This window comes from Magnetospirillum sp. (assembly GCA_027532905.1).
Classification (GTDB): domain Bacteria; phylum Pseudomonadota; class Alphaproteobacteria; order CACIAM-22H2; family CACIAM-22H2; genus Tagaea.
Map to the genome: position 1 here is coordinate 240655 of JAPZUA010000001.1, position 21895 is coordinate 262549.

Sequence of the window (21895 nt, forward strand, 5' to 3'; positions counted from 1 at the left end):
CGGGTGGCTTGCGAAAGTTGCGCGATGCGCTCGCGCGTCGCGAACTTACCGCGCGCGCAGCCGTCGAAGCGAGTCTCGAAACGATCGCGCGGCGCGATCCCGCCTTGTGCGCGTTCTTAACCGTATCGGCCGAGTCCGCACGCGCCTCGGCCGATGCGCTCGACGCGCGCAAGGAAATCGTCGGCCCGCTGCACGGCGTGCCGGTGGCGATCAAGGACCTCGCGGACACGGCAGGCATCCGCACAACCTACGGGTCCATGCTCTATCGCGATCACATCCCCGAGACAGACGATGCCGTCGTCGAAAGGCTCAAGCGCGCCGGCGCGATCATCGTCGGCAAGACCATGACGCCCGAATTCGGCTTCGGCGCCGTCTGCGTCAACGATCTCGCAGGGCCGACACGAAATCCATTTGATCCAGCACTTACCTCGGGCGGCTCGTCGGGCGGGGCCGCCGTCGCCGTCGCTGCCAGCATGGTATTGCTGGCGCACGGGACGGATTTCGGTGGCTCGGTGCGCACGCCTGCGAGCTTCTGCGGCGTGGCAGCACTGCGCCCGACGCCCGGACGCCTTCCCAATCCCGCGCGTGCACTTGGCTGGGATATGCTCGCCACGGCAGGCTTCATTGCAGGGAGCGTCGACGATCTCGCCCTCGCGATCGAGGCCACCGCCGGGCCCGATCCGCGCGACCCGCTCTCGATGCGCAGCTTTCCGCCAGCACCTTCCTCCGCACGGAAGCCGCGCGTTGCGTGGACCGAGGATTTCGGCGTCGCTCCGGTGGCACGCGCCGTCCGCGTGCCGTTCCGTACGGCCGTCGCCAAGCTCGAACGGACCTTCGGCGCGCACGCAGCACATCCGGATTGCGCGAACGCGATCGAAACCTTCCACACACTGCGACCGCCCTTGATCCGCCAAGCCTATCTGCGGCATTACCGCACGCACGGCGAAGCACTGACGCGCACCGTCCGCTGGTGGATCGAGCGCGGTGCTGAGACCAAAGCCGCCGATTGGCTCGCCGCCGAGGCGGAGCGCACAGCGCTCTACCGACGCTTCCTCGCCTTCTTCGACGAATGGGACGTGCTCGTGGCGCCAGCGGCGTCTGTGCTGCCGTGGCCCAACGATGTCGGCGACGTGACCGAAATCGATGGAGAAACGCTATCCACGCTCGTCGACTATCTGGCCGTCACCTTTATCGTGTCGCTGGTCGGTTGCCCAGTCGTGGTCGTGCCTGCGGGCCGCGCCGCGAACGGGCTGCCTGTCGGCATCCAATTGATCGGCGCGCCGGGCAAAGACGCGGCACTGTTGGCGCTCGCCGCCCAAATCGAGGAAGCTTGCGCTTTCCAGCGCGTCGAACCGCCGTGAGGGACGCGTATATGAAGGCCAGTTCACGGACGACGCATCGATTGAGGGAGGGCACGAAATGACTTCGCGCAAACGCGATCTGTACGGCTACGGCTTTTCGGCACCTCGGGTCGTGTGGCCAAACGGCGCGCGGCTCGCCGTGTCGCTCAATCTCAATTTCGAGGAAGGGGCGGAACTTGCCGTCGGCGACGGCGACGCCCGCAACGAGCCGTTCGGTGAGGTGCAGAGCATCGTGCCAGCCGGCCGACGCGACCTTACGCTCGAAGAAGTGTTCGGCTATGGCATGCGCGCAGGCCTGCCCCGATTCTTGACGGCCTTCGAGCGACATCGGACGAAAGTCACGCTGATGATGTGCGGGCGCGCAGTCGAGCGCTCGCCAGAGTGCGCGCGCGCTTGCGTGGCCGCAGGCCACGAGCCCGCGCTGCATGGCTGGCGGTGGATTTCCCATGTCGAATTTGACGACGCCGAGGCCGAGCGCGCGGAAATCCGGCGCGGTCGCGACGCGATCGAACGCATCGTCGGCATCAAGCCGATCGGGTTCATGTGTCGATCCAGCCAGAGCGCGCACACGCGACGGCTCTTGGTGGAGGAAGGCTTCCTCTACGACACCAACGCGCTCGACGACGACCTGCCTTATTGGGATCGCCAATCGGGTGCGCGGCCGATTCTGATCGTTCCTTACGCCTTCGACACGAACGACATGAAGTTCTACCACCCGACCGGCTTCCGCACGCCGGACGAGTTTCTGCTTTATCTGCGACGCGCGCTCGAAACGCTGTTGACCGAGACGGACGCAGGCGCCACACGCCTTATGAATGTCGGCCTGCACTTGCGGATCGCGGGCCGCCCAGCGCGGTTTTGGGCGGTCGAGCGCTTTCTTGAGGATCTGGGAGCACTCGGCGATCGCGTCTGGGTTGCCACGCGCGCAGACATCGCGCGGGCTTGGATCGGCGCGCAGCCAGCATGAGGGTGCTGCTTATCAACCCGAACACCAACCAAGCGACGACGGCGGCGATGGTCGAGATCGCGCGCGAGTCCGACCCACATGCGAGGGTCAATGGCGCAACGGCGCGCACCGGTGCGCCGCTGCTCATCGACGAAGCTTTGCTTGCCCAAGGCGCGCAAGCGGTTGTCGAACTGGTGCGCGCAACGGATTTTTCCAGCTTGGACGGCGGCATCGTCGCGGCGTTCGGCGATCCCGGCCTCGAGGCCGCGCGCTCAATCTGCAGCGTCCCGCTCGTCGGCATCGCGGAAGCCGCAATGGCCGAAGCGGCAACGGCCGGCCGGCGCTTCGTCGTCGTGACGACAACCCCGCTCCTCGTGAGCGCCATCGAACGCCGGGCCGCTGCCTACGGCCACGGTACCGCGTTCGGCGGTGTGCGGCTGACCGATGGCGACATCAATGCTCTGATGGCCGATCCGGCGGCGCTCGAGGCCGCTCTTGCGCGCGCCTGCGAACGCACGATCGCTGAAGACGGCGCCGATGCGATCGTGATCGGCGGCGGGCCCTTGGCCGTCGCCGCACGCGCGCTGGCCCCGCGTTTCGCCGTGCCGATCATCGAACCGATTCCGGCTGCGATACATCTTCTGCGCGCACGGCTTGCACGCATCGTCTAGCAGACCGCCGAAGAACTCGCATTGATTGCGCGCGAGTGCAGCGACGACGCAGCCTACCAATACAGCCGCTGAGGGTTCGTCTCGCGGCTGGCTCGCATTTACGGCATCAGTCCCGGCGGCTATGTTCTAGAATCGTCCGCTTGGACGGTAAAAGGGCTCGTTGCCTAGACCGTCGAGATAGCCGTCGTAGAATTTGTGCACGTGCGGGAATACGTCGCGCGCCAATTGGCGGCGCTCGTTCTCGGCATCTGTAAGCGGACGCGCAAAGCGCACGGCAATCTCGGCCAGCACAGCCTGCCTGTCGACGTGCACGAAGCGGCCGTCGCGATACACGGCCTCGCCCGCAACAAAGACAGTTTTCACCGCCGTCGATTTGGCGCGCTGAACCAGCACATCCACCGGCGGAATATCCGGGCTTTGGTACGGATATGTGACGGCGTCCCAATCGAAGAGAACGATGTCGGCTTCGCGACCGGGCGACAGGCGTCCGATGCGGCCGGCAAACGGCGTGGTGTCCGCACCGCGCTCGGTTGCCATACGCAGGATCTGTGCCGGCGACGGATGGGACGCCTCGATGCCCGGTTCGCGATGCACGCGTAGAGCCAGTCGCATTTCCTGCAGCATGTCGCGGTCATCGTTGATGCCGGCCTCGTCCATGCCGAGGGCGACCGGAATGCCGCGTGCGAGAAAGCGATTGACCGGCGCCACACCGCTCTTGAGCCGAAAATTCGAACTGCAATTGTGGCAGATGTGCGTGCCGCTTTGCGCGCAAAGTTCGATGTCCTGTTCGGTCATCCACACGCCGTGGCCGATCGTAAGGTGCGGCCCCACGAGGCCGAAGCGCTTGATATGCGCAAGTGCCGAGCCGCCGGTACGCTTGGCCGCATAGGCTTTCTGGTAGGGCGTTTCAAGCAGATGCATGTGCATCGGCAGATCGTGGCGCTTCGAAAGTTCGCCCGCGAGCCCGAGGGCTGCGTCCGACAGCCAGTGCAGATTGGCGGGCGCCACCTGCACCGCTAGGCGCCGCTCGCCCACGACAGCGGAAAGCAGCGCTTCGAAAACCGCGCGCTGTTCGGCAAGCGGCAACGTGAAGCGTTCGAAGTAACTGCGCATCGGCGCTTTCAGAGAATCGGGCAGACGCTCCAGGAACAGCGCGTCGTCCTCGTAGACGAGGCGGTTCTGATCGCGAAGCGCCAACGAATAGGAGGCACGCATGCCTATCGTGCGATACGCATCGAGCACCTGCTTGCCCGTCGCGACGATCTGTTCGGGCGTGCCGGGCGCGCGGCTATGCAGATGCTGGACGGTCGTGACACCACTCTCGATCATCTCAAAAGCGGCATACAGGGTGTCGAGCCGCGGATCGACGTCGCGCAGCGCCAAGCGGCTCGCAAACCACAGCTCGAGCGGATGGTCGGGCGAGCCGAGCTGCAGCGGCGTGGTGCCGACATGGTGGTGGGCGTTCACAAGGCCGGGGATCGCGACGCGCCCCTTGCCGCCCTCGTGGCGCGCGGCGGGATAGCGTATGCGCGCTTCGGCCTGCGGCAGAATCGCAGCCACGCGGCCGTCGACAACGACCAGTGCCGCATCGTTGTGCAGCAGCGGCGCATCGTCGGCGGAAAAGCCTTCGAGAATCCAGTCGGCGTCGATAATCGTCGCTTCCAAGGGCCCTTGCCTCGCTTGCCTGCGGCGCGGGCAGTGCTGCCTATTTTTTGCAGCTTGCGCGTCGACCGGTTGCTATGAGATGAATCTTTTATGTCTTATGTCTCGCATATGTCGAGCCGAAACGTCCGCGGCAAATCGCGTGCCCGGATTCGGCTTGGCTGGCGCAGTGCGTCGCGCTCGGCGCGCGCCTATGTCGCTTTCATCGCGGCCGGGCGAAGTCCGCGCATCTGATCCCTCGGCGGTCCCGACCCGGGACCGTGCCGCGGCCGGAGACAGCGTCTCCGGCGGATCGTTTCACCGCCCGAACTAGAACCTTCTTCGAGCCTCGCCGTGCGACGTGCGTCTGCGTTTCCCGCAACGCATCGGTTCCAGCGTCGATTTCCATGTTCCGCTATCCAGCCCAGGAGGATTCCATGATCCGCATTTCCCGTCGCGCCGCACTCGGCGGTCTTGCCGCCGGCACCGGACTTCTCGCCGCCCCGACCCTCGTGCGCGCGCAAGCCGCGCGCGAACTCGTGATCGTCACCTATCCCGGCCGTCTGTCGGAACCGCATCGCTGGCTCGGCGACCAGATGGAACGCCGCCATGCGGGCTTGCGCGTACGGCTGGTGCCGTCGGACAGCCAGGACATCGTCGCGCAGATCAAAGCGGGCCAAGGCCAATCGGCATTCGACGCGATGCCCAACGACGAACCGCCGCACATCACGGCCATGTCCGAGGGCTACATTGCGCGGCGCAACGATGCCGCCCTCAAGAACCTGCCGAGCGCGTTCCCCGACCTGCTCGCCAAGAGCCAGGGCTTCGGCGTGCCGGCGACATATTCGCTGGTCGGCATCGCCTACAACTCGACGCTCGTGCGCAATCCGCCGGAATCCTGGGCCGACATGTGGAAGCCCGAGTTCCGGGGCAAGATCGGCATCGCGCGTACCTCTTCGAATCTGGGGCTCGCCACGCTCGCCATCGCGGCCAAGAGCTTCGGCGGTTCGGAAACCGCGCTCGACGTCGGCTGGGACAAGCTGCGCGAACTCCAGCCCAAGGCCGCACGCTCGCCCGCCATCCTCACGCAAATGCTCGAGCGCGAAGAAATCGCGATCGCCCCATTGTGGAACAACAACACCGCCTCGGCGGCGGAGAAGGGGCTGCCGATCCGCTTCATGATGCCGAAGCCGGGCGCCATCGCGATCATCTCGTTCATGTCGGGCATCACGAACTCGCGCAATCCCGAACTGGTCAACGAATGGCTCGACGGCATCCTGTCGGCCGAATACCAGGCGCGTGCCGCCGCGTCTCCCTACTTCTTCGGCCCAACGGTTCGCGGCGTGACGGTGCCCGAAGTGGCCCGCCCCTACACGCCTTCGACGCCAGCCGAAGTGCTTGCCCTGCAGACGATCGATTGGCCCGCGATTGCGCCGCAGCGCGGGCCGCTGGTCGAGCGTTTCGACCGCGTTTTCGCCCTCTGACGTTCCCCCGCAACCCAGGAGATCAAACATGACAATCCGCAAAATCGGCCGTCGCGACTTCGCGCGCGGCCTTGCCGCCGGCAGCGCTCTGCTCGCCGCTCCGTCCGTCGTGCTTGCCCAGACCGCGCGCGAGCTTGTGATCGTAAGCTTCGCGGGCCAGCTGCAGGAGCCGCACCAGTGGCTCGCGCGCCGCATGGAACAGGCCACGCCGGGCCTGCGCATCCGCCTCGTGCCGAGCGAAAGCCAGGACATCGTCGCCTCGATCAAGGCCGCCCAGGGCTTCTCGCCGTTCGACGCGATGCCCAATGGCGAGCCGCCGCATCTGATCGCGCAGCGCGACGGCTACATCAAGCGTATCGAGCCTGCGCGACTGCGCAACTACGCGAATCTGATTCCGGAACTGAACGCGAAGTCGGGCGGCTTCGGCGTGCCGGCGAGCTACTCGTTGATCGGCATCGCTTACAACGAAAAAGTCGTGCGCAATGCGCCGACCAGCTGGGCCGACATGTGGAAGCCCGAATACGCGGGCAAGATCGGCATTCCGCGCGCTTCGTCCAATCTCGGCCTCGGCGTGCTGGCGATCGTAGCCAAGATCTTCGGCGGCGCTGAAGACAATCTCGAACCGGCATGGACCAAGCTGCAGGAACTGAAGCCGCAGGTCGGCCGCACACCCACGCAGCTCATCCAGATGCTCGAGCGCGAAGAGATCGGCTTGGCGCCGATCTGGAACAACGACGCCGCCGCCTCGGCCGCGAAGGGTCTGCCGATCAAGTTCGTGCAGCCTGCGCCGGGCCCCGTCGCTATCGTCTCGTTCATGTCTGAGATCGCGAATACGCGTCATTCCGATCTCGTGTACCAGTGGATCGACGGCATCCTTTCGCCCGAGTACCAGCAGTTCGCCGCTAACACGCCCTACTTCTTCGGGCCGACCGTGCGCGGCGTGACGATCCCCGAGGCTGCACGCCCCTACACGCCCTCTACGCCGGCGGAAGTGGCGCGGCTTCAGTCGGTCGATTGGGGCAAGATCGCCCCGGTGCGCGGCCAGATCGTGGAACGCTTCGACCGCGTCTTCGCGAGCTGAACGATGACCATGACGACGCCGTCGCCCATGCGCGTAGACATCGCACGCCAACCCGACATGTTGGCGGCGTTCGCCGCGCGCGCCGAGGGCTTCGCAGCTCTTGGCCGCAAGGTGTTGGCGCCGGGCGACGGCGGCCGTCTTTGGATCACCGGCTGCGGCGACGGCTTGTTTGCCGCCATCGCCGCAAGCCGCTGGGCTACCGAATGTGGGCTCGATTGGCGCCCCATTGGGGCAATGGATATGGTTCTGGCAGCCCATCGACTGCGCCCTAGCGACCGCGTCATCGCGATTTCGATGTCCGGCAATGTCGATCGCACGGTCGAAGCTGCGCGCGCGGTCGCGGCCGCAGGCGTAACGATGCTCGCGCTCGTCAACGGCAATGGCGGTCGTCTCGGCGAAATCGCCGGCGCCAAGATTTCGCTCGACCTTGCGGATATCGCACCGTTCCTATGCGGAACGGCAAGCTATACGGCAACACTCACCGCGTTGCTCGCCCTCGCTGCCGGTGCAGCCGGCCGCAACCCGCCCGATCTGGCGGCCCCAATTGCCGCCCAACGTGCGGCACTCGCCGCAAGCGACGACGCATTTGCCGGACTCGCCGTCCCGACCGGCGTGCGCGTTCTGTCGGCCGACAACGATATCGGCACCGCCCAGTATGGAACCGCGAAGTTCGTCGAACTCACGCGCATTCCGGCGTGGTCGGGCGAACTCGAGGAATTCGCGCACAGCCAGTATTGGGCCATGCCCACGCAAGATCTCGTCGTCGTGCTGGCGGGCGATGCTGCACTTGCAGCCTATGCCGACGAAAGCTGTGCCGCCCTCGGCGAGCTTGAGGTCGCCACACTTGCGATCGACACGCTGTCGACGCCTGTTGCGCGCGCCACGCGGCACATTACACTGCCGGACGTGCCGCCTTCTTTGTTCGCACTTGCCGCCTGCGTTCCGCTGCAAATTCTTGCAAACACCCTTGCGCGCGCAAGTGGCCTTGATCCAGACACGCGCACGCATCTCAAATCCGATGCACAGCGCTTCAAAGTGAGCCGCATGCTCACGCGGCGCAGCTTGCTCGGCACCGGCGCATGACGGCGACCGTGCATGTCGTCGGCTATCTTTCGATCGACAGGATCGAAACCGGCCGCGATGCGGGCGACGAAGTGCCGGGCGGTGCTGCTCTCTACGCGGCCTTGGGGGCACGCGCGGCAGGTGCGGCGGTCGCGTTGCACGCGATGTCGGGCGTCGATTTTCGCGCCGAATGGCTGCAGCAGGCGGCCACTCTCGGGATCGATCTCGCAGGCGTTGTCCTGTGCTCGAGTCCCACGCGCCGCGCACGTCTTGCCTATCGCACCGACGAAAGCCGCGACAATGCGCACCACGCGCAGGATGCTTGGTGGGAACGCACGCACACCCTCGTCCCCGCGGTACCTGCCGCCCTCGCGGCGGGCGATGTCGTCGCGCTGATGGCGGTGCCAAGCGCCGTCGCCGCAAAGACGCTGGCAGCTGCCGCAAGGGCGGGAGCACGCGTCGTCATGGATACGAGTGCAGCATTTGCAACGCGCGAACACGATGCAGTCTGCGCAAATGCCGCCAAAGCCTATGTCTTTGCGCCGAGTTTGGAAGAAACGCGGCATCTCTGCCCCGACTGCAGCGACGATGCGGCGGCCTTTGCGCTCGCGGGCTCTGGCTGCAACGTGCTGCACAAGCGCGGAGCGGCTGGTGCTTTTGCCGTCGCTGCCCGTGCCGCCACGGGCCTGCGGCTTGCAGCCCCGCCCGCAACGTTGCGCGACCCGACGGGGGCCGGCGATGCGGTCGTAGGGGCCCTTGCAGCCGGAATTGCCGCCGGGCTCGATTTCACCGCCGGCGCGCGTGCAGCCTTGCAGATTGGCGCGCGTTGCGTTGGCGGCTGGGGGCCTGCAGCCCTTGGGCTACACTTCGAAGGATCGGCCGCATCATGAGCCATATCACGCTCCAGGACATCGCAAAAAGCTTCGGCCCCATGCGCGTGCTCGACGGCTGTTCGGTTGCCGTCGACAAGGGCACGGTGATGACGCTGCTCGGCCCCTCGGGCTGCGGCAAGACTACATTGCTGCGGACGCTTGCAGGTTTCGTCGAGCCCGACAGCGGTCGCGTGGTCGTGGGCGGGCGCGACATCACCGACCTGCCGCCGAACCGCCGCCAGGTCGGGTACGTGTTCCAGTCCTATGCGCTGTTTCCGCATCTCGACGTTGCGGCGAACGTTGCCTATGGGCTGCGCGTGCGCCGCGTGAGCCAGGCTGAAACGCAAGCGCGCGTGCGAAAGGCGCTCGATCTTGTATCGCTTTCGGCCTATGCCGACCGCTTTCCCGCACGCCTGTCCGGCGGGCAGCAGCAGCGCGTGGCTATCGCGCGTGCCCTCGTGCTCGAACCAGAGGTGCTGCTGCTCGACGAGCCGTTCAACGCGCTCGACGCCAAGCTGCGCCTGTCGATGCAGATCGAATTGCGCAAGCTCATCGAGCGCGTCGGCATCACCTCGATCTTCGTCACGCACGACCAGCAGGAAGCCATGACGCTATCTGATCGCGTGGCGGTGATGCGCGCAGGCCGTATCGAACAGGTTGGTGCGCCAATCGACATCTACGACCGACCTCGCACTGCCTATGTCGCGGCTTTCATCGGTCGCGCCAACGTATTGCCCATCGACATACTTGGCGGCCGCGTCACGCGTGATCCGGCGATCGTCGCTGCGCGCGCGGACGGTGCTGCGTGGCTCGTCGTGCGGCCCGAAAATCTGGCGCTCGAACAAGCAGGTGAAGGCCCGGGCTGGCATGGGACGGTCGCATTTGCGACCCCGCAGGGGGCCACGATCGAATACGAGATCGCGATCGGTGCGGCAGAGCCGTTGCGCGTCGTTGCATTGCGCAAGGTCGGCGAACCGCCGGCGGCGATGGGTTCGCCCGTACGCGTGCGCGCAGTCGACCCCGCCGCTTGCGTCGTTCTGGAAGAGGGGCCGGACGGTGTCTAGCGCCCCGCTCCTGCGGCGCATCCTGCACGGGCGCGGCATCTGGCCCGCCGTGCCGGCCCTCGCCTATCTTTTCGTCTTCTTGGCGTTGCCGATGCTTACGCTTCTCGCCTTCGGCTTCGTCACGATCGACCGTGGGCGCATTGTTGCAGATACCTGGACGCTCGGTTATCTCCACTCGGCCCTTACAGACGATCTAGTCTGGCGGCTGATGTGGCGCAGCTTCTGGGTCGCCGCCGTCTCATCCGTACTCACACTGCTGCTCGCCTATCCGGTCGCCTATCTGTTTGCCGAGGCCAAGGGCATCTGGCGTACCCTCATTCTTGTCGCGGTCGTTGCACCGCTGCTGACAAGTGCCCTCGTGCGCGCCTATGCGTGGATCGTGATCCTTGGTGGACGGCGCGGGCTCGTAAACCAGACCCTGCTGTCGCTCGGGCTGATCGACCAGCCCTTGCGGATACTCAACACGGATTGGGCCGTGCTTATCGGCATGACGCAGATTCACCTGCCCTTCATGATCCTGCCTCTGCTCGCCGTGCTTGCCGAGCGCGACCGCCGCCTCGAAGAGGCCTCGCTCAATCTCGGGGCGAGCCAGACGGGTACTTTCTTCCGCGTCGTCGTGCCGATGTCCGTACCGGCCATTTTCGCGGGCCTCGCACTAGTCTTTGCGGTTTCCTACACGAACTTCATCGTGCCCCAGTTGCTTGGCGGCGGCAGCTATTCCACGCTTGCCGTGCAGGTCTACGAGCAGACCATTGTTGTGCTCGATTGGACGCGCGGTGCGGTCCTCGCCACGATCCTGCTGTCGACCTGCTTTGCCTTCGTGCTGGCGATCGTTGCCTTCGGCAATCGCCTCGCGCGCTGGAACGAGTCTGCCGCATGACGAAGAATCTCGCCCCCATCGACCGCATCGGCCGCTTCGTACTCGGCGCCGTCGCCGCTTTCTCGCTGCTGCTGCTTGTGGCGCCAAGCCTCATCGTCGTCGCAATCTCGTTCGAGCCGCGCGGTTTCATCGCCTTTCCGCCGTCGGGCTTCTCGCTGCGCTGGTACGAGCATGTGTTCTCAAACCGGCAGCTCACGGACTCCGTTGTCGTAAGCCTGTGGGTCTCGCTCGCCGTCGCCAGCATCACGCTTGCCCTCGGCGTGCCGGCCGCTTTTGCATCCGTGCGCGGCACCTTTGCGGGCAAAGCGGCCGCAAACGCCTTTCTGCTCGCACCGCAAATGATGCCGGGCATGGTGATCGGCATTGCGAGTCTGTTCTTCGGCGCGTATTTCGCGTTCCGCGCGTCGAACGCAATGCTGATCCTCGCTTTGTCGGTCTTCTGCCTGCCGTTTGTGATCCGCATTGCGATGGCAAGGCTGGCCGGCCTCGACCCACGCCTCGACGAGGCGAGCGCCAATCTGGGTGCGGGCAAGTTCGAAACCTTCGTGCGCGTCACGCTGCCGCAACTGGGCCCGGCACTCGTCGCCGCCGCCGCCTTCACCTTCATCGAGGCGTTCGACAATGTGACGGTCGCCTTGTTCACATCCGACGTACGCGGCAGGCCCCTGCCGGTCGAGCTCTACTATCTCGTGCAATACGACAGCACGCCAGCGATCGCGGCGATCTCGGCACTTGAGATCGGCCTTTCTTTCGCGATCATGCTTGTTTTGGCGCGCACGGTCGGCCTCGAGCGTTTGGGGCGTTAGGATTGAACATGGTCGATTCGCAAGATCCCTATGCTGAGCGCCTGCGTGCCTTGCGCGCAGAACCGTCGCGCGACGTGGCCGGCGACCCTGCACGCCTTCGCCGCGTGGGCTTCACGCGCGACGAGATGGCGGGCCAAGGTGCGGCCATCCGCACAACGCTCGATGCCGAAGCGCCCGCCTTGTCTGCGCTGGCAGCGCGCATCCGCGACCGCAGCTTGGACCATATCGCGATCGCAGGCTGCGGCGATTCCTGGTTCGTGGGCATGGGCGTGCGCCATGCGCTCGAGCTGCTGACCGGGCGCCCGTGCCTTGCCGTACAAGCGCTCGACTTCGCAGCCTACGACCATTGCGGCACGGGGCCAAACGGGCTTGTCCTTGGGCTCAGTGCGGGCGGAAATACGCCGGCCGTAATGGCTGCGTTGCGCATGGCGCGCGCGCGCGGCGCCATGACCGTCGGGCTCTCGAACACGGCAGGCTCGGCGATCCTCTCCGAATTCGACGGCGGACTGCGGGTTCATGCAACGCGACGCGGCTGGCCCACGCAATCGAGCACGGCCGCGATGGCCCTTCTCGTGAAGCTCGGCCTTGCGATCGCGCCGCCTTCGCTGCAACACACGCAGATCGCTGCCGCCCTTGCCGAAGCGCCGGCCCTTGCCGATGCCACGCTGGCGCAGTGCGATGGGGCAGCCGCACAAGCGGCCCGCGCGATCGCCGATGCCACGACCGTGTTTTTTGCCGGTACAGGCCCGCACTACGCCACGGCCTGCTTTGCGGCCGCAAAACTGCGCGAGCTCTCGCCCGTGCATGCCGCTGCCTTCCCGCTCGAAGAGCTGCACCATTACCGGCTGCCAAAAGCAGGCGACGCGCTCTTCGTCGTCGCACCGGACGCCGCAAGCCGCGAACGCGCCCTCGATACGGCTCTCGTCGGTGCGGCGGAAGGGGCTCGGGTCTATGCGCTTCTGTCGGCACCCGACCACGAGATCGAAGCCCGCGTTGCAGGCACAATCCAAGTGCCGCCGGTCGCAGCGTCGCTGGCGGCGATCGTGCATGCGCCGGCAATCCATGCGCTTGCCTATCATTTTGCAATGGCCCGCGATGCGTTGGGGCTTAGCTATTCCGAGCACCGCGCCGAGGTGCGGACGTGACGGTGCGCGCCTTTGCGATCGGCGGCGTGATCGTCGACTGCATCGTCGAAGCGAATGGCACACTGCATCTCGACCAGCTCGGCGGCAACGCGCTGCATGCGGCTTTGGGTGCGCGCCTGTTTCTCGACCGCGTCGGCGTCGTGGGCCGTGTGCCCGCAACGTATTCGTTGGATGCCTTGGCCAAAGCGGCTGGCGACCGCCTCGATCTGTCCGGCATCGGCGTCGAACCGGATACGCAAGCGCAGCCCGAATGGTTCTTCCACAATGCGGACGGATCGCGCATGGACCATCTCCATGCCGCCCCCGCTGAAATGGTCGGATTGGGCCTCGCTGGCCCCGTGCTGACGCCAGAAGAAACGGTACGCTGGCGCGCATATCTCGAAGGTACTGCGCAGGGCCGCACGGGCTACAGCGCGTTTCGCGCCTTGCATCCAGCAAGGCCCGACGACATTCCAAGCACCTATTGGCAGGCGCGCGGCGTGCATATCGGCGCCAATGCGGTCGTACAGATGGTCGCCTGCGCGGCGGCGGCACACACTGCAGGTCTTGTTGCGACAATCGACCCAGGCTTCCAAGCCGCCAATCTGGGGCGTGCCGAGCTCGACGCGATCCTCCGCCATGTCGATGCATTTTTGCCCAGCGAAAAGGAATTGGCCGTGCTGCGGCCAGGTCTCGGCCTCCACGCGGCTTTGGCCGACATTGCGGGAAGTTCGCGCGCCATCGTCGGCGTCAAACGCGGTTCGGCGGGTGCGATCCTGCGCCTGGCCGACGGCCGCTTCGTCGAGGCGGCGGCTCTCGATGTTGCCGCCCGCGATCCAGTCGGTGCGGGCGACGCATTCTGCGGCGGCTTCTTGAGTGCGCGCATCGAAGGCTACGACGGCGAAGCGGCATTGCGGCGCGCGGTCGTCGCGGGTGCCTTCGCCGTCGAGGCGATAGGCATCGCCCATCTGCTCGGCGCCGACTCCAGCCTGCGCGACCAACGCCTTGCGCGCGTTCAAACCACGAGGAGCTCGTCTTGACAGACCCACATCCGCTTTTTGCGACCCATCCGCGGATTATCGGCGCTTTGCATTTGCCCGACCTCGGCCTTGCGCGCGAAACATCCATGGCATGGCTTGAGGACTACACGCTTGCCAACGCGCGGGTCTTCGCCGATGCGGGCTTTCCGGCACTGATGCTTCAAGACCAGACACGCACGACAGCCGACGCCGATCCCGCCACGATCGCGATCGTGACGGCACTCGGGCGGTCGATCCGCCAAGCCTTTCCGGCAATGCGCCTCGGCATCATCGTGCAGGCGCATGACGCGATCGCCCCTCTCGCGATCGCGCATGCAACAGGTGCGGATTTCGTGCGGCTCAAGGTCTTCGTCGGCGCTTCGATGACGGCCGAAGGGCCGCGCACGGCCTTGTGCACGACCGCGCGCACCTACCGGCATAGGATCAAGGCCCAGAAGGTTGCCATCCTTGCCGACGTATTCGACCGCACGAGCGTGCCGATGGTCGATCTGCCGCCCGAGCGCGCGGCCTTGTGGGCACAGTCGATGGGGGCCGACGCCCTTGTTCTGACCGGCGACACGTTTGCAGACTCACTCGCGCGCATTGCAAAGGCGCGGACGGCCGGCGTCAGGGTTCCGATCGTGCTCGGCGGTTCGGTGACGGAAGAGAACGTGGCCATTGCCCTCGAAACCGCCGACGCCGCGATTGTTTCGACAGCCCTGATGCGCAAAGGCACGCACGACGGAGATTTGCTTCGCTGGGATATTGAATCGGCATCGCGCTTTGCGGCCAAGGCAGCTGCCGTCGATATCCGCAAATCGACCTAAATGGATCTCCGCGAGCCTTAAAGTTCCCGCGGAAACGGGCAAGTACGAAGAAGCGCCGAAGCAAAAGAGAACTGCCAGAAACTTTCGCGTCAAGTCAGTGCCGCCCATCGGTTCGATCGAGACGAAACATCCAAAACCTAACGCGCGCGTCTGCACAGATGCGTGCGCGTTACCGGCGCGGACGCGCCGACATGGCGAGCGTGTATTCGTCTCCGCGCGCCTCGTAGGCAATCTCCGCATTGCTGGCCCAAAAATTCGTGTAATGGACCAGTGGCACCAAAGCCGTCTGTTCCATCGCCAAGCGCGTGGCGTCGCGCAGCAGTGTCTCGCGTTTCGCGTCATCGACTTCAACCAACGCCTGACGGATCAACGCATCGACCGCGTCGCTCGAGAACCGGCCACGATTGTTTGCGCCAAGCCCGCGCTCGCGGTCGAAACTATGCACCAAAACCCGCAGCGCTGAGGACGCTTCGCCGCTGACAGCGGCGTAGCCGATCAGGATGAGGCTGAACTCCGGCACTGCCGAACGCGTCAAAAACACGCTGGGCGGCATCGTCTCGACCTTCACCTGAAGGCCGATGCGCGACAGCATCTGCCCAACCGCCTGAGCTGCCGCAATGTCGCCGACATAGCGGTTCGAAGGACCGTGCAGGGTGATGCCGAACCCGTTCGGATAGCCGGCCTCGCCAAGCAGGCGGCGTGCGGTCTCGATATCCTGTGCTGCGGGCTTCAAAGACGGGTCGTGGCCAAAGAAGCCGGCCGACACAAGCTGTGCCGCCGGCGTGCCGACGCCCTCGAGAACGCGATCGGCCAAAGGCTCGCGCGCGATGGCGAGCGACAACGCTTTTCGCACACGCGCATCCTTGAACGGATTGGCAGGCAGCGGATTGCCGGCAAGGTCGGTCGCGAAGGGCGTCTGGTCGCGCGCAGAGTCAAGCGACAGGAACAGCAGCCGATTGGACGGCGCTTCCGCGAGCCGGAAACGCGAATTGGCGCGCAATGTTGCCAGGACCGTGGGCGGCACGCTCTCGATCATGTCGACATTGTCGGCCAGAAGTGCGGCCACGCGCGCGGCGTCGGCCGTGAGGATGCGAAATTCAACACGCGCCCACGGGGCGGGACCGCCCCAATAGGTCTCGTTGCGCTCGATCGTGAGTCGATCGCCGCGCGTCCAGCCGACGATCTTGTACGGACCCGTTCCGACGGCGAGCTTGCCGGATGCAAAATCCTCCTGCTTGGTCTCGGCATGAATTTTCGCCGACAGGATCGCGATGACCGACAGATCGGTCGGCAGCGTCGGGTTGGGTTCACGAGTCGTGATGCGGACGCGCGAGGCGCCGACGCTTTCGACCGCAACGATCGAGCGCAAATAGGGCGCGAAAGAAGACGGGCTGCGCTCGACTTTCCGCGCACGGTCGATCGAGAACGCGACGTCAGCCGCTTCGAACGGCGTGCCGTCGTGGAAGCGCACACCTTGGCGCAAATCGAATTCCCACAAGGTAGGTGCGACCGCGCGCCACGCCACGGCCAAGCCGGGGACCAGACGCTGATCCTTGTCCTGGTGGACGAGCCGATCGAACAGATGGAACCCGAACGCGCTGTTGGGCGCGAACTGGTGGTATTGCGGATCGAGCGAGTCGGGCTCAACCGCGAGACCGACGCGCAAATTCTGCGCATAAGCGGGCAACGCGGCGGCGATGAGGAGTGCAATGCCGAGTATCCGAAACAGGCGACGAAGCTTCATCGGTACAGCTCCCTCTTACGCGATTTGGGTTCGATACATGGTGCGCTCTTCGCCGGGCGGATAGCCGCCGGCCGCGCGATGCGCGGTGCAGCGATTGTCCCAAACGACGAGATCGCCTTTCGTCCAGCGATGCCGATAGAGATACGTCTCCGACGTCGCATGCGCGAAAAGCCGCGCGAGCAGCGCTTCGCCGATTTCCGTGTCCGTGTCGACGACGCGCACGGCATTCGTCTCGTCGATGTAAAGCGCCTTCGCACCGGTCTCGGGATGCTCAAGTACAAGCGGATGCACGACATCGGGCAGCCTTACGCGCTGTTCCGGCGTCAAAGGGGCGGCATTGCCGGGATTGCGTCCGCCCCACGAGAACATCGCCGCTGCGCGGTCCGCCTGCACCCGAACTTCGGGTGCGAGATCGGCATAGGCGCGGGCCGTATCGACGAACAGCGTATCGCCGCCCGAAGACGGTAGGACGACCGCATAGAGGGCTGTCGCCTTGCAGGGCGTGCGCGCATAGGACTGATCCGTATGCCACCCCGTCCCGCGCGCCGCTCCTTTCGGGTCGACGATGCCCGTGCGCGGGTTGCGATTCGAGATGATCGAAACGGCAGGCCATTCGGGATGCCGATATTGGTCGAGCGCATGCTCGACCAGACGGCCGAAGATGCCACCCGCTTTCGCGAACCCGGCGACGTCGAGATGTTGGCCACGAAATACCAGGACTTTGTGCGCGAGGAACGCTTCGGCCACACGCGCGCTTGCCGCCGCATCGATCGGTGTCGCGAGGTCGAGACCGCGTATCGCGGCGGAAAATCCGTCGGAAGCAGGTTCAATTTCGAACGATGCGATCATGGCAGGACCGATCGGAAGATCGCGCGCGCAAGAGGTACGACATCGAGCGTTAACGGATTCATTTTGGCCCCTCCCTGCGAATCTCCCGCGACGCGATAGTGGCTCGAAAAGTAGCAAAGCCCATGCCATTGCTTTTCAGCGATGCAAGACGCGCGCGGTTTCAAACAGTTCGCGGATAGACGAGCGTATCCTCGGGCCGCCAAAACACATCGACACGCGTGCCGGCTTGCGGAATCGGGACAGCCCCTTGCGGCGTCTCTAGAAGAAGGCAGGCCGACGGCGGTGCGCCGAAATGGATCGTGACTTTGGGGCCCAAAAAAATCGTGTCCGACACAACGAGTTCCAGCCGATTGTCGTGCCCCGACTGCGCCGTCAGCGACATGCGCTCGGGCCGAATCCCGAGAGTCACGGGTGCACCGACAAGATAGCTACCGGGACAGCGAATGCGGCCCAGCACCGTTTCGACATCCAATATCCCGTCGGCGTAGGCGCGCACGATTCCGTCAAGGCGCGTCGACAGGCCAACGAAATCGAGCGCAAACGCTGTCGCCGGACGATTATAGAGATCGGCAGGACCGCCGATTTGCTCGATCGCCCCTTGGTTCATCACGGCGATGCGATCGGACATGATGAGCGCTTCGTCCTGATCGTGCGTGACAAAGACGGCCGTCGTGCCGATCTCGCGCAGAAGTCGGCGCAGTTCGATCTGCATCGACTCGCGAAGCTTGCGGTCGAGTGCACTGAACGGTTCGTCGAGCAGCAGCAGTTTGGGCTGCACGGCCAAGGCGCGCGCCACGGCAACACGCTGCTGCTGGCCGCCTGACAACGCGCGAATGGAGCGGTCGGCCAGCGCCTCGAGATGCACGAGATCAAGATATTTGGCGACCGTCGCCGCGATCTCGCCGGCCGGGCGGCGCTGGGCGCGGAGCCCGTACGCGACATTGTCGGCCACGCTCAAATGCGGAAACAGCGCGTAGTTCTGGAAAACGACGCCGACATTGCGCTTATGCGGCGGTTCTGCAGTGATATCGGCGTCGGCAAGGCGCACTGTACCGCGATCCGGCACGACAAGCCCCGCCACGATGCGCAGCAGCGTAGTCTTTCCGCACCCCGACGGCCCCAGCAGCGAAACGAACTCGCCGCGCGCAACGCACAGATCCACGCCCGCCAGCACGACCGCACTGCCGAACGACTTTTCGAGCCCGACAATATCGAGGAATCGCCGATCGTCCTTTAGATTCCCAGCACTCGCGGAAGGATCATTCATGCGTTTTCAGCCAAGCCCGGTTTGACGTAAGCGGGGAATACCCCCACGTCGAAAGCCAAAGCAACGGCTGTGCCGTTCCGAAGATAGGGGCTGGCCTACGCCTTGCGCTTGGTCGGCTGCGGGCGCGCGTAGGCGCCGAGCCAGACATCGACATTGTTGGCGCGCGCCTGGTCGTCGCCTGAAAAACGCAGCTGCTGCTCGTTGATCTGCAGGTGGCTCTGCACGAGGGCGATCGCCTTTTTCGCGTCGCCCTTGGCGATCAGCTGGGCGAGTATGCGATGCTCGTCGATCTGCCGCTTGGTGAAAGGCTGCGGATCGGCCAAAGCGCGAATCAACGCGCAGCGCGGCAGAATCTGGCCAAGCAAATGGCACAGAACGGCGTTGCCGCCGATTTCGGCGATCACAAGATGGAACTCCCCGCGCAGCCGCACGAGCTCGCGCCGGTTTTTCGCCGTCGCCGCCGCATCCTGCCGCTCGATATGCGCAAGCATCGTGCGCATGTCGTTGGCCGTGCAGTAGCGCGCGGCATCGGCAACCGTCTGTGATTCGATCGCGCGCCGTGCCGCGTAGAGATCGGCCGCCATGCGCGCGGTCGGCCGCGCGATCGACGCACCGCGGTTCGGCTCGATTTCGACGATTCCGAGAAAGCGCAGATGCTGCAGCGCCTGGCGCACTGTCGTGCGGCTCGTCTCGAACAGACGCGCCAGCAGCTCTTCGCCGAGCTTGCCGCCGGCCGGCAGATTGCGATCCGACAGCGCGTCGAGCACGGCATCGACGATTCGCAAGGCGGCGGGCGCCAAATGGCTGCGGGCGCTCTCGGCGGGGAGTGCGGTGTCGAACACGGGCGGCTGCGGCCTCTTGCGGCTGGCGGACAGTCAGATTTCGTCTGTAGAATTAACACGCCGCCATTTTGTATACAATATCATCTTTTGTTGCCAATTTTGTAGACGCGTGCACAAACTTTCGCCTTTCACGCGCGCTTACCTTGGCCAAACGCCCTGCGAATGAACGACTTTCGCCATGGCATACGCCTTGCTGTGCCTAGGCTCGTGCCGCCGCGTTTGCGGCAGGGGGGTGCATATGGATCTGCCTTTGATCGACATCTCGGCGTTTCGCACGCGCGACCAAAGCCGCATGCAGTCGATCGCCCGCGAGGTCGATCGTGCCTGTCGCGATGTCGGCTTTCTCGTCGTCGGCGGCCACGGCATTCCGCAAGAACTGTTCGACCGATCCTTCGCGCTCACACGTCGATATTTTGCACGTGGGCATGACGAAAAACTGCGCGACTGCTCGTCCTCGCCGGACGTTTTCCGCGGCTACGAACGCATGGGCACGCGCTATCGCGACGCCGGCCCCGCGGGCAAGAAGGTCGCCGACTACAAAGAAGCCTACATGATCTCGTCGCCCGATTTCGACGCGGCGGATCGCAACCAACCCGTTCCGCGCGGCTTCGAAGGCATGTATGCGCCGAACATCTGGCCCGACGAGGCGGCGGGCGACATTGCGGGTTTCCGCACGACCTTCGTTGAATTCTACCGCGCGGTCGACGCACTCGCGCGCACGATGAACGGCGTATTCGCGGCCGCCTTGCAGCTCCCAGAAGATTTCTTCGTTCCGCATTTTGCGGGCCATGCGAGCACCTGCACCTGGGTCAATTACCCGGCGCAGACCGTGCCGCCCGAACCTGGCCAGATGCGGATACCCGAACATACGGATTCGACGTCGCTGACGGTCGTCGTGCAGGACGGCTCCACGCACGGCCTCGAAATCAAGACGCGCGACGGAAAATGGATCCCCGTGCGCAGCCCCGAGGGGGCCGTGGTCATCAATCTCGGCGACCTCATGGCGCAATGGACGAACGACCGCTGGGTCTCCACGCCGCATCGCGTCGACAATCCGCCGCGCGAGATCGCGATGGCCAATCCGCGTTATTCGCTGTGCTTCTTCCAGAAGCCGCACGTCGATGCGTCGATCGAATGCCTGCCGACCTGCACCGATGCGGCGAATCCGGCGCGCCATGCGCCGATCCAAGCCGGCGCCTATATCCGCCAAAAAATGCTGCGCACCCGTCCACAACCGAGTGCCGCCGAGTGACCGGGACTGCGGTTCGCGTCTTCACCTGATTCATCCGAACGGAGCTGAGCGACATGATCCACACGACATCGAAGACCCGCCGATCCTTCCTCGTCCAAGCCGCAGCCGGCGCAAGTATAGCCCTCGCCGCTCCTGCCCTTGCCCAAGTCCGCCGCAAGGAACTGATCATCGGCGGCCCGGCCGGCATGACCGACGTGCTGAAACAGGACGTGTTCCCGTCCTTCGAAAAGAAATACGGCTGCCGCGTGCTGTTCGACGGTTCGAGCTCGCTCGAGAACCTCAAGAAGATGCAGGCCATCAAAGACCGGCCGCAATTCTCGGTCGTGCTGATGGACGATCCGGTGATGATCGTCGCGCAAGACGAGAAGCTGATCGAAAAGATCGATCCAAAGAACATTCCCAATATCGGCGCGATCGTGCCGAACGCGATCGTGCGCGACGGCTGGTGGCTCTCCTACAAATGGCCGCGCGCGTCGATCGCCTACAATTCGAAGGACCTTCCCGGCGGCACGCCGTCCTGGGCCATGCTCTGGGATCCCAAATACAAGGGCAAGGTCATGATCCCGTCGGTCCGTGCCACGCAGATTCCGTTCATCCTCGCGGCGGCAGCGCATCTCGAAACCGGAAAGCCGATTGCCGAAGCGCAATACGACATCAACGCCGCCTTCAAGAAACTTGCGACGATCCGCTCCAACCTGCTGCTGATCTACAACGGTTCGGCACAGGTTGCGAACCTAATCGAAACCGGCGAAGCCACGCTGGGTGCCGGCATGTTCTCGTCCTACACGCTGTGGCGTAAACGCGCGGGCGCACCCGTCGATCTCGGCTATCCCAAAGAGGGCTCGTTCGCCATGCCGTCCGGCATCGCGAAGGTCGCCAAAGCGCCCGAGCCCGAACTTGCCGATGCATTCATCAGCGAAACGCTAGGGGCCGAATACCAAAAAGTGTGGGCGGAGAAGCTCTACGACACGCCCACCAACCCCTCGGTTCCGCTGCCGCCGGAAGTCGCCGCCGCATCGACGCTCACGGTCATCGACTGGGGCTTCGTCGCTCAGAATCGCAACGAATGGATGTCGCGGTTCGACCGCGAGATTGCGATCTGA

20 protein-coding genes are annotated in these 21895 nt (G+C 64.9%); 15 read left to right on the plus strand and 5 right to left on the minus strand.

Going from position 1 to position 21895, the window contains the following annotated elements:
• The first annotated feature begins 8 nt into the window (after positions 1 to 8).
• From O9320_01200 to O9320_01210, 3 genes are read left to right on the plus strand one after another with little or no spacing between them, the layout of a single operon-like run.
• A complete protein-coding gene (locus tag O9320_01200; GenBank protein MCZ8309439.1) occupies positions 9 to 1361 on the plus strand; it encodes an amidase in 1353 nt (450 codons plus the stop codon).
• A gap of 58 nt (positions 1362 to 1419) precedes the next feature.
• A complete protein-coding gene (locus O9320_01205) occupies positions 1420 to 2328 on the plus strand; it encodes a polysaccharide deacetylase family protein (GenBank protein MCZ8309440.1) in 909 nt (302 codons plus the stop codon).
• Positions 2325 to 2978, plus strand: a complete 654-nt coding sequence (locus O9320_01210; protein MCZ8309441.1) for an aspartate/glutamate racemase family protein — start codon at positions 2325 to 2327, stop codon at positions 2976 to 2978. The genes O9320_01205 and O9320_01210 overlap by 4 nt, the downstream gene beginning before the upstream one ends.
• Before the next feature lie 126 nt (positions 2979 to 3104).
• On the opposite strand, the gene O9320_01215 is transcribed toward O9320_01210, so the two are convergent.
• Entirely contained in the window at positions 3105 to 4643 is a 1539-nt protein-coding gene (locus O9320_01215) for an amidohydrolase family protein (GenBank protein ID MCZ8309442.1), read from the minus strand.
• A gap of 413 nt (positions 4644 to 5056) precedes the next feature.
• Here O9320_01215 and O9320_01220 point away from each other — a divergent pair, with 413 nt between their 5' ends.
• Genes O9320_01220 through O9320_01265 form a run of 10 tightly spaced genes read left to right on the plus strand, consistent with a single transcriptional unit; the run spans position 5057 to position 14838 of the window.
• Positions 5057 to 6103, plus strand: a complete 1047-nt coding sequence (locus O9320_01220; GenBank protein MCZ8309443.1) for an extracellular solute-binding protein — start codon at positions 5057 to 5059, stop codon at positions 6101 to 6103.
• Positions 6104 to 6131: 28 nt separating this feature from the next.
• Complete coding sequence (locus tag O9320_01225) at positions 6132 to 7184, plus strand: extracellular solute-binding protein (GenBank protein ID MCZ8309444.1); 1053 nt, start codon at positions 6132 to 6134, stop codon at positions 7182 to 7184.
• Between the two features lie 3 nt (positions 7185 to 7187).
• Complete coding sequence (locus O9320_01230; protein MCZ8309445.1) at positions 7188 to 8267, plus strand: SIS domain-containing protein; 1080 nt, start codon at positions 7188 to 7190, stop codon at positions 8265 to 8267.
• Complete coding sequence (locus O9320_01235; protein MCZ8309446.1) at positions 8264 to 9136, plus strand: PfkB family carbohydrate kinase; 873 nt, start codon at positions 8264 to 8266, stop codon at positions 9134 to 9136. The genes O9320_01230 and O9320_01235 overlap by 4 nt, the downstream gene beginning before the upstream one ends.
• The gene (locus tag O9320_01240; GenBank protein ID MCZ8309447.1) at positions 9133 to 10182 is read left to right on the plus strand and encodes an ABC transporter ATP-binding protein; all 1050 of its coding nucleotides are present in this window, start codon (positions 9133 to 9135) and stop codon (positions 10180 to 10182) included. The genes O9320_01235 and O9320_01240 overlap by 4 nt, the downstream gene beginning before the upstream one ends.
• Entirely contained in the window at positions 10175 to 11062 is an 888-nt protein-coding gene (locus tag O9320_01245; GenBank protein MCZ8309448.1) for an ABC transporter permease, read from the plus strand. Before O9320_01240 ends, O9320_01245 begins: the two co-directional genes overlap by 8 nt.
• Positions 11059 to 11868: an ABC transporter permease gene (locus tag O9320_01250; GenBank protein ID MCZ8309449.1), complete on the plus strand. Its 810-nt coding sequence runs from the start codon at positions 11059 to 11061 to the stop codon at positions 11866 to 11868. The genes O9320_01245 and O9320_01250 overlap by 4 nt, the downstream gene beginning before the upstream one ends.
• Positions 11869 to 11876: 8 nt before the next feature.
• Positions 11877 to 13013: an SIS domain-containing protein gene (locus tag O9320_01255; GenBank protein MCZ8309450.1), complete on the plus strand. Its 1137-nt coding sequence runs from the start codon at positions 11877 to 11879 to the stop codon at positions 13011 to 13013.
• Complete coding sequence (locus O9320_01260) at positions 13010 to 14032, plus strand: PfkB family carbohydrate kinase (protein MCZ8309451.1); 1023 nt, start codon at positions 13010 to 13012, stop codon at positions 14030 to 14032. Before O9320_01255 ends, O9320_01260 begins: the two co-directional genes overlap by 4 nt.
• On the plus strand, positions 14029 to 14838 hold the full coding sequence (locus O9320_01265; GenBank protein MCZ8309452.1) for a BtpA/SgcQ family protein: 810 nt from the start codon (positions 14029 to 14031) through the stop codon (positions 14836 to 14838). Before O9320_01260 ends, O9320_01265 begins: the two co-directional genes overlap by 4 nt.
• Positions 14839 to 15007: 169 nt before the next feature.
• Here O9320_01265 and O9320_01270 read toward each other — a convergent pair whose 3' ends face one another.
• From O9320_01270 to O9320_01285, 4 genes are all read right to left on the minus strand, one after another.
• Positions 15008 to 16582 carry an ABC transporter substrate-binding protein gene (locus O9320_01270; GenBank protein ID MCZ8309453.1) on the minus strand — a complete coding sequence of 525 codons (1575 nt, stop codon included), beginning with the start codon at positions 16580 to 16582 and terminating at the stop codon, positions 15008 to 15010.
• A gap of 15 nt (positions 16583 to 16597) precedes the next feature.
• The gene (locus tag O9320_01275; protein ID MCZ8309454.1) at positions 16598 to 17431 is read right to left on the minus strand and encodes a TauD/TfdA family dioxygenase; all 834 of its coding nucleotides are present in this window, start codon (positions 17429 to 17431) and stop codon (positions 16598 to 16600) included.
• A 160-nt stretch (positions 17432 to 17591) separates the two neighbouring features.
• A complete protein-coding gene (locus tag O9320_01280; protein MCZ8309455.1) occupies positions 17592 to 18698 on the minus strand; it encodes an ABC transporter ATP-binding protein in 1107 nt (368 codons plus the stop codon).
• Positions 18699 to 18793: 95 nt separating this feature from the next.
• Positions 18794 to 19540 (minus strand): GntR family transcriptional regulator, encoded by a 747-nt coding sequence (locus tag O9320_01285; protein ID MCZ8309456.1) that lies wholly within the window; start codon positions 19538 to 19540, stop codon positions 18794 to 18796.
• Positions 19541 to 19778: 238 nt separating this feature from the next.
• On the opposite strand from O9320_01285, the gene O9320_01290 reads away from it, so the two are divergent.
• Both O9320_01290 and O9320_01295 read left to right on the plus strand, forming a co-directional pair.
• A complete protein-coding gene (locus O9320_01290) occupies positions 19779 to 20792 on the plus strand; it encodes a hypothetical protein (protein MCZ8309457.1) in 1014 nt (337 codons plus the stop codon).
• Between the two features lie 53 nt (positions 20793 to 20845).
• Positions 20846 to 21895: an ABC transporter substrate-binding protein gene (locus O9320_01295; protein ID MCZ8309458.1), complete on the plus strand. Its 1050-nt coding sequence runs from the start codon at positions 20846 to 20848 to the stop codon at positions 21893 to 21895.

Coding starts and splice junctions, on each gene's coding strand:
- O9320_01270 (MCZ8309453.1), bottom strand. CDS start 16,582: ATGAAGCTTCGTCGCCTGTTTCGGATACTCGGCATTGCACTCCTCATC.
- O9320_01280 (MCZ8309455.1), bottom strand. CDS start 18,698: ATGAATGATCCTTCCGCGAGTGCTGGGAATCTAAAGGACGATCGGCGA.
- O9320_01250 (MCZ8309449.1), top strand. CDS start 11,059: ATGACGAAGAATCTCGCCCCCATCGACCGCATCGGCCGCTTCGTACTC.
- O9320_01240 (MCZ8309447.1), top strand. CDS start 9,133: ATGAGCCATATCACGCTCCAGGACATCGCAAAAAGCTTCGGCCCCATG.
- O9320_01235 (MCZ8309446.1), top strand. CDS start 8,264: ATGACGGCGACCGTGCATGTCGTCGGCTATCTTTCGATCGACAGGATC.
- O9320_01275 (MCZ8309454.1), bottom strand. CDS start 17,431: ATGATCGCATCGTTCGAAATTGAACCTGCTTCCGACGGATTTTCCGCC.
- O9320_01290 (MCZ8309457.1), top strand. CDS start 19,779: ATGGATCTGCCTTTGATCGACATCTCGGCGTTTCGCACGCGCGACCAA.
- O9320_01295 (MCZ8309458.1), top strand. CDS start 20,846: ATGATCCACACGACATCGAAGACCCGCCGATCCTTCCTCGTCCAAGCC.
- O9320_01230 (MCZ8309445.1), top strand. CDS start 7,188: ATGACCATGACGACGCCGTCGCCCATGCGCGTAGACATCGCACGCCAA.
- O9320_01205 (MCZ8309440.1), top strand. CDS start 1,420: ATGACTTCGCGCAAACGCGATCTGTACGGCTACGGCTTTTCGGCACCT.
- O9320_01210 (MCZ8309441.1), top strand. CDS start 2,325: ATGAGGGTGCTGCTTATCAACCCGAACACCAACCAAGCGACGACGGCG.
- O9320_01255 (MCZ8309450.1), top strand. CDS start 11,877: ATGGTCGATTCGCAAGATCCCTATGCTGAGCGCCTGCGTGCCTTGCGC.
- O9320_01220 (MCZ8309443.1), top strand. CDS start 5,057: ATGATCCGCATTTCCCGTCGCGCCGCACTCGGCGGTCTTGCCGCCGGC.
- O9320_01225 (MCZ8309444.1), top strand. CDS start 6,132: ATGACAATCCGCAAAATCGGCCGTCGCGACTTCGCGCGCGGCCTTGCC.